The organism is Aquabacterium sp. (genome assembly GCF_049274795.1).
Classification (GTDB): domain Bacteria; phylum Pseudomonadota; class Gammaproteobacteria; order Burkholderiales; family Burkholderiaceae_C; genus Aquabacterium.
Window position 1 is genome coordinate 1 of the sequence record NZ_JBASTH010000063.1, and the last position, 5885, is coordinate 5885.

Consider the following 5885-nt stretch of genomic DNA (forward strand, 5'->3'; position numbering starts at 1 on the left):
GGCGCCAGCCCCGCAGGCACGCCCCCCCCAGCAGCACGACGCGCGTGACGACGCCAGGCCGGCCATGGCAGAGGCGTCGCCCGCCCGTCAAGCTGCCAGGCTCACCGGCGAGCCCGCAGCCAACGACAGTGCACGTGCCAGCACCCGCACCGCGCCTCGAACAGCGCCTGCTGCCGAGACAGAAGCGACCACCGGCACCACCACGCCCGCGCCGGACATCAGCGCGCTGCCCACGCCCCGCGTGCTCGCCCTGCATGAGCTGCCCGACCATGTCCGCCGCCAGTTGCCGAACTTGGTCATCGGCGGCGCGATGTATTCCGAGAACCCGGCCAACCGCATGCTGGTCATCAACAGCCAGCTCTTCCATGAAGGCGACAAGCTGGGCCAGGACCTCACCCTCGAAGAGATCAAGCTCAAATCCGCCGTGCTGCGCTTCCAGCGTTGGCGCTACAGCGTGAACTACTGAGCGTCCTCCCAGGGCCGCCATATCCCCTGCCGGGCACGGTTCAGCACCACGGCCGTAGAATCGACACGTCGGCGCACCGCGGCTTTCGGGCTATGGCGCACCGACAAAGCGTTCTCAGGGCGGGGTGAAAGTCCCCACCGGCGGTGATGGGCCCAGGCCCTCAGCCCGCGAGCGCCTGCCGGGCCTGACCGTGATGGTTTGGCCTGGCAGGGTCAGCAGATCCGGTGTGATTCCGGGGCCGACGGTCACAGTCCGGATGAAAGAGAGCGCGGCACATCCGTGCGGTTCGCGCGTGTCTATTTCCCTTTGCGGAGTGACGGCACGTGCGCGGCATGGTGTTGTTCGTGCGCCCTGATTTCTGGTATCGCCTTTCGAGGTCTCCATGAATCAGTCTGATCTTCCCGTTGCGTCCCTTCCCGCCTCGCCTGCCGAGGGCTCCCAGCCGCTGCGCGTGGCCTTCATCCAGGCCAGCTGGCATGCCGACATCGTCGGCCGCGCCCGCGAAGGCTTCCTGGCCGAAATCGCCCGCCTGGGCGTGCCGGTCGATCCCGTCACCGTGATCGACGTGCCCGGCGCCTTCGAGATCCCCCTGCATACGGCCACCCTGGCCAAGTCGGGCCGCTTCGACGCCATCGTGGCCTGCGGCCTGGTGGTCGATGGCGGCATCTACCGGCACGACTTCGTGGCCACCGCCGTGATCGACGGCCTGATGCGCGTGCAGCTCGACACCGAGGTGCCCGTGTTCTCGTGCGTGCTCACGCCGCACCACTTCCATGAGCATGAAGAACACCGCCGCTACTTCAGCACGCACTTCGTGACCAAGGGGGCCGAGGCCGCGCGTGCCTGCGTGAACACGGTGCAGAGCCTGCGCCGCGTGCGGCATTTGTTGGCAGCGGCCTGAGCGCCGGGTTGCCAGGCAAGCCCGGGCCGTGCCACACTGAGGCCATGAGCCAGTACGTGACATCGCTGCACCGACACCACCGTTCGCCCACCGGCGCCGGGGTGTTGCCCGACCGCGTCCGTGCAGGGGCCAGCTGACCACAAGCCACCCGCTCAGACCTGTCGACCAAGCCAAGGCGCCTTCGGGCGCCTTTTTGTTTGCCCGCGCCGTTCGCATGGCCAGATTTCAACCGCTGAGGAGAACCACCATGAGCCGCTTCTGGAGCCCCCTGCTGAACCAGCTGACACCCTACGTGCCCGGCGAACAGCTGGCCGTGCCGAACCTGATCAAGCTCAACACCAACGAGAACCCGTATGGCCCCTCGCCCCGCGCGCTGCAGGCCATCGCCGAGGCAGCGGGCGACGCGCTGCGTCTGTACCCGGATCCGCACGCCACCGCGCTGCGCACGGCCATCGCGGCGCGACACGGCCTGGCGCCGTCACAGGTCTTCGTGGGCAATGGCTCTGATGAAGTGCTGGCCCATGTCTTCCAGGCCCTGCTCAAGCACGGCCTGCCGGTGCTGTTCCCGGATGTGTCCTACAGCTTCTACCCGGTCTACTGCAAGCTCTTCGGCATCGAGGCGCACCCTGTGCCCGTGAACGCCAGCTTCGAGATCGAGGTGGATGGGTACAAGACGCCTTGCGGCGGCGTGATCATCGCCAATCCCAACGCGCCGACCGGCCTGGCCCTGCCACTGGCCGACATTGAGCGCCTGCTGCAGTTGCAGCCCGACCGCGTGGTCGTGATCGACGAAGCCTATGTGGATTTCGGGGGCGAGAGCGCCGTGCGGCTGCTGGATCGGTATCCCAATCTGCTGGTGGTGCAGACCCTGTCCAAGTCACGAGGGCTGGCGGGGTTGCGCGTGGGCTATGCGATGGGCTCGTCCGAGTTGATCGAGGGCCTGGAGCGCGTCAAGGAAAGCTTCAACTCCTACCCGGTGGACCGCCTGGCCATGGCCGGCGCCGCCGCATCCTTCGACGACGAGGCCTGGTTCGAACACACGCGCCAGGCCGTGATCCGCACGCGCGGGGAACTGACGGCATCGCTGCAGGCCTTGGGCTTCGAGGTGCTGCCCTCCGCCACCAACTTCGTGTTCGCCAGGCATGCGGGCTTCGATGCGGCGGCCCTGGCGCAAGGGCTCAAGCAGCGTGCGATCATGGTGCGGCATTTCAGGCTGCCGCGCATCGAGCAGTTCCTGCGCATCACCGTGGGCACGGACGCGCAATGCAGCGCGCTGCTGGACGCACTGCGTGAGTTGACGGGGCCGCAGGCCAAGGCCGCCTAATGGCGATGGTGCTTCGCAGCTTCGGCGTTCAGCGGATGAAGCTGCGCAGCACCGACTTGAACTCCGGCGCCCCGGCGTGCACCAGCCACTCGAAGGCCACCATCTCGCGCGAGACGATGTCGGCGCCATGGCGGCGCATGCGCTCCAGCGCCAGGGCCTTGTCGCGCGCCTGGCGCGAGGCCACGGCCTCGTCCACCACAAAGACCTCGCGGCCCAGCTCCAGCAGATCGAGCACCGTCTGCATCACGCACACGTGCGCCTCCATGCCGGCCACAATCCACTGCACACGCTGGCCTTCCGGTGCGCGGAACAAACCGCCCTCGCTCACGGCCGAGAAGTGCGTCTTGCGCACCACCGACGCGGGTGGCAACAGAGGCCGCAGGGCCGCCACCGACTGACCCAGCTTTTCCGGACAATGCTCGGTGGCGATCACGGGCACGCCCATGCGCTGGGCCACCCGCACCAGCCAGAGAACTTCGGACACTGCCGCGGTGCCATCCGCGACCACGTTTTCCAGCCTTTCCTGGACGTCCACGACCAGCAAGACCGATTGCTCCGCACGCATGCGCATAACTGCCGCCGCATCTTTTTTGTTTCGCTCGGTTGCAGCCTACCCCAGGGCCCGCGCGCGGTCACCCATGGATAATCCCGGCCTTTGCTGAAGATCTCACGAGACAAGGACCTCCGTGTTCAAGAATTTGACGGTGTACCGCATCGGACCTGACTGGAAAGCCGATGCCCGCGCGATCGAGACCGCCCTCGACAAGCAGCGTTTCGTGCCCTGTGGTGCAACGCAGCAAGAGTCCAGCGGCTGGGTCGAACCCCGCGGCGAAGCGCACGCGCCTCTGGTGGAGGTCGTGGACGGCCAGCTCATCCTCAAGCTCAAGTTCGAGAAGCGCCTGCTGCCGGGTTCGGTGGTGAAGGAGCGCATGGACGAGATCGCCGAGCAGATCGAGCATCAAACGGGCCGCAAGCCGGGCAAGAAGCAGACGAAGGAGATCAAGGAGCAGGCGCTGCTGGAGTTGCTGCCCATGGCCTTCACCAAGCGCTCGGCCCTGATGGTGTGGATCGCGCCGAAGGAGCGCCTGCTGGTAGTCGATGCGGGCAGCCAGGGGCGTGCGGATGAGGTGGTGGCCTTGCTGGTGAAGGCAATCGATGGCCTGGCGGTGTCGCATCTGCAGACGGAGCTGTCGCCGGCTTCGGCGATGACGGGCTGGCTGGGCACGGGCGAGCCGCCGTACAACTTCGTGATCGACCGTGAGTGCGAGCTGAAATCACCGGATGAGATGAAGTCGGTGGTGCGGTATGCACGGCATCCGCTGGACACGGAAGAGGTCAAACAGCACATCACGCAGGGCAAGGTGCCGACGCGGGTGGCGATGTCCTGGCTGGACCGGGTGTCTTTCGTGCTGACGGAGAGTCTGCAGGTCAAGAAGTTGGCCTTCCTGGATGTGGTGCTGGAAGCGCGGGATGCGGGGGGCAAGCCGTCGAAGGACGAGGCATTCGATGCGGATGCGGCGTTGGCGACGGGTGAGTTGCGTCGGCTGATTCCGGATCTGGTCGAGGCTTTGGGCGGTGAGTTGATGCAACTGCCTGGCAGTGGGGCTCGGGTGGCTGAAGCGCCTCCTGTTGCTGCTGTGGCTACTGAGCCTGTCAAGGCGTCTTCTGGTGCAGGTGCCGAGGAAAGTGAAGCGCCCTGGTGACGCTCGCTTTTTGAAGGGCTTCGCTTGCGGTGGTTTGCGCGCAGGCAAGGCACAGGGGGATGGGTGCCCAACGTGCGTAGCTGTATGCACATTCTGGAGAGACTGCGCGTCAGCCCTCCCCGCCAACCACAGTGCATCGACGGGCTGGTGAAGGCGAGTGCCTGAGAAGGGAGCATTCGCGGTGTCCTGGCTTTCCGCAAGGGCAGGCCGGTGTTGACGAGGTGACCTGGGCAGCCCCCGGTGGTGCCCCGCGTGGGGACCGGAACAGGCACTCGCCTTCACCAGCCCGTGCGCTCACCCCACCCCAAAAACATGGTGTCCGAAAACGGCGAGCGCGATGACCCACACGCGCTCACAATGGCACCATGTCATCGCCTCGCAAGCCCACCCGAACGGCCGCTCCCAACGAGCTGCCCTCGCCTGAAGCCCACGCCGCGCACTACGCCGCGCTGGTGGCACGCGATGCGCGCTTCGACGGCCGCTTCTTCGTCGGCGTCACCTCCACCGGCATCTACTGCCGCCCTGTGTGCCGGGTGCGCACACCCAAGGCCGCCAACTGCCTCTTCTTCGATCATGCCGCAGCCGCCGAGCAGGCCGGCTTCAGGCCCTGCCTGCGCTGCCGCCCCGAACGCGCCCCCGGCCAGGCCCCCATCGATGCCAGCTTGCGGCTGGCCTGGGCCGCCGCCCAGCGCATCCAGGCCGGCGAGCTCGATGAGCACGGCATGGAAGGCCTGGCGGCGCGGCTGGGCATCACCGACCGGCACCTGCGCCGCGTGTTCTCCGACGCCTTCGGCGTCAGCCCCATCGACTACGCCCAGACCCAGCGCCTGCTGATGGCCAAGCGCCTGCTGGCCGACACCTCATTGCCCGTGACCGAAGTGGCCCTGGCCGCCGGCTTCGGCAGCCTGCGCCGCTTCAACACCCTGTTCCAGGAACGCTACGGCCTGGCGCCCAGCCAGTTGCGCCGCAACATGCTGGTCTCTCACGCCCCAGCCAATGACAAGGCCGGCAGCAACGACATGGCCACCATCGCCGATGCCACCAGCAGCCTGCGCTTCGAGCTGGGCTACCGCCCGCCGCTGGATTGGCCGCGCCTGCTGGCCTTCTTGAGCAAGCGCTGCATCGCCGGCGTGGAGCAGGTCGATGGGCTGGCCTACCGGCGTACGGTGCGCGTGGGCCAGGGCCCGCTGGCGCCCACGGGCTGGCTGGAGGTCACGCAGGCCGATGGACGCGATGCGCTGGCCGTGCGTGTGTCCGCCGGGCTGCTGCGCGCCCTGCCTGCCGTGCTGGCCGGCATGCGGCGCCTGTTCGATCTGGATTGCGATCCGCAGGCCGTGGGCGCGGTGCTGGGTGACTTGGCCGCTGACGCGCCAGGCCTGCGCGTGCCCGGCGCCTTCGATGGCTTCGAGATGTCGGTACGGGCCGTGCTGGCCGGCATGCGGCGCCTGTTCGATCTGGATTGCGATCCGCAGGCCGTGGGCGCGGTGCTGG

At 67.6% G+C, this 5885-nt stretch carries 6 protein-coding genes and 1 riboswitch; of the genes, 5 read left to right on the plus strand and 1 reads right to left on the minus strand.

Features of this window, described 5'->3' with window-relative positions; genetic code table 11:
* From WAQ08_RS09415 to hisC, 3 genes are all read left to right on the plus strand, one after another.
* Positions 1-466, plus strand: a 466-nt coding sequence (locus tag WAQ08_RS09415; RefSeq protein WP_422191249.1) for a general secretion pathway protein GspB, incomplete at its 5' end; no start/stop codon positions are given.
* Between the two features lie 106 nt (positions 467-572).
* Positions 573-738: riboswitch (FMN riboswitch) on the plus strand.
* A 110-nt stretch (positions 739-848) separates the two neighbouring features.
* A complete protein-coding gene (locus tag WAQ08_RS09420; RefSeq protein WP_422191251.1) occupies positions 849-1367 on the plus strand; it encodes a 6,7-dimethyl-8-ribityllumazine synthase in 519 nt (172 codons plus the stop codon).
* 247 nt (positions 1368-1614) lie between these two features.
* On the plus strand, positions 1615-2691 hold the full coding sequence (hisC, locus tag WAQ08_RS09425; protein WP_422191253.1) for a histidinol-phosphate transaminase: 1077 nt from the start codon (positions 1615-1617) through the stop codon (positions 2689-2691).
* A gap of 28 nt (positions 2692-2719) precedes the next feature.
* Here the strand turns inward: hisC and WAQ08_RS09430 are convergent, their stop codons facing one another.
* Complete coding sequence (locus WAQ08_RS09430; protein WP_422191255.1) at positions 2720-3256, minus strand: isochorismatase family protein; 537 nt, start codon at positions 3254-3256, stop codon at positions 2720-2722.
* Between the two features lie 121 nt (positions 3257-3377).
* Here WAQ08_RS09430 and WAQ08_RS09435 point away from each other — a divergent pair, with 121 nt between their 5' ends.
* Both WAQ08_RS09435 and WAQ08_RS09440 read left to right on the plus strand, forming a co-directional pair.
* Positions 3378-4394 carry a recombination-associated protein RdgC gene (locus WAQ08_RS09435; RefSeq protein WP_422191257.1) on the plus strand — a complete coding sequence of 339 codons (1017 nt, stop codon included), beginning with the start codon at positions 3378-3380 and terminating at the stop codon, positions 4392-4394.
* Between the two features lie 365 nt (positions 4395-4759).
* A partial coding sequence (locus WAQ08_RS09440) for a bifunctional transcriptional activator/DNA repair enzyme AdaA (RefSeq protein ID WP_422191259.1) occupies positions 4760-5885 on the plus strand: 1126 nt, incomplete at its 3' end.

Excerpts from the sequence above, each read along its gene's own strand:
- WAQ08_RS09420 (WP_422191251.1), top strand. The coding sequence starts at position 849 with ATGAATCAGTCTGATCTTCCCGTTGCGTCCCTTCCCGCCTCGCCTGCC.
- hisC (WP_422191253.1), top strand. The coding sequence starts at position 1,615 with ATGAGCCGCTTCTGGAGCCCCCTGCTGAACCAGCTGACACCCTACGTG.
- WAQ08_RS09430 (WP_422191255.1), bottom strand. The coding sequence starts at position 3,256 with ATGCGTGCGGAGCAATCGGTCTTGCTGGTCGTGGACGTCCAGGAAAGG.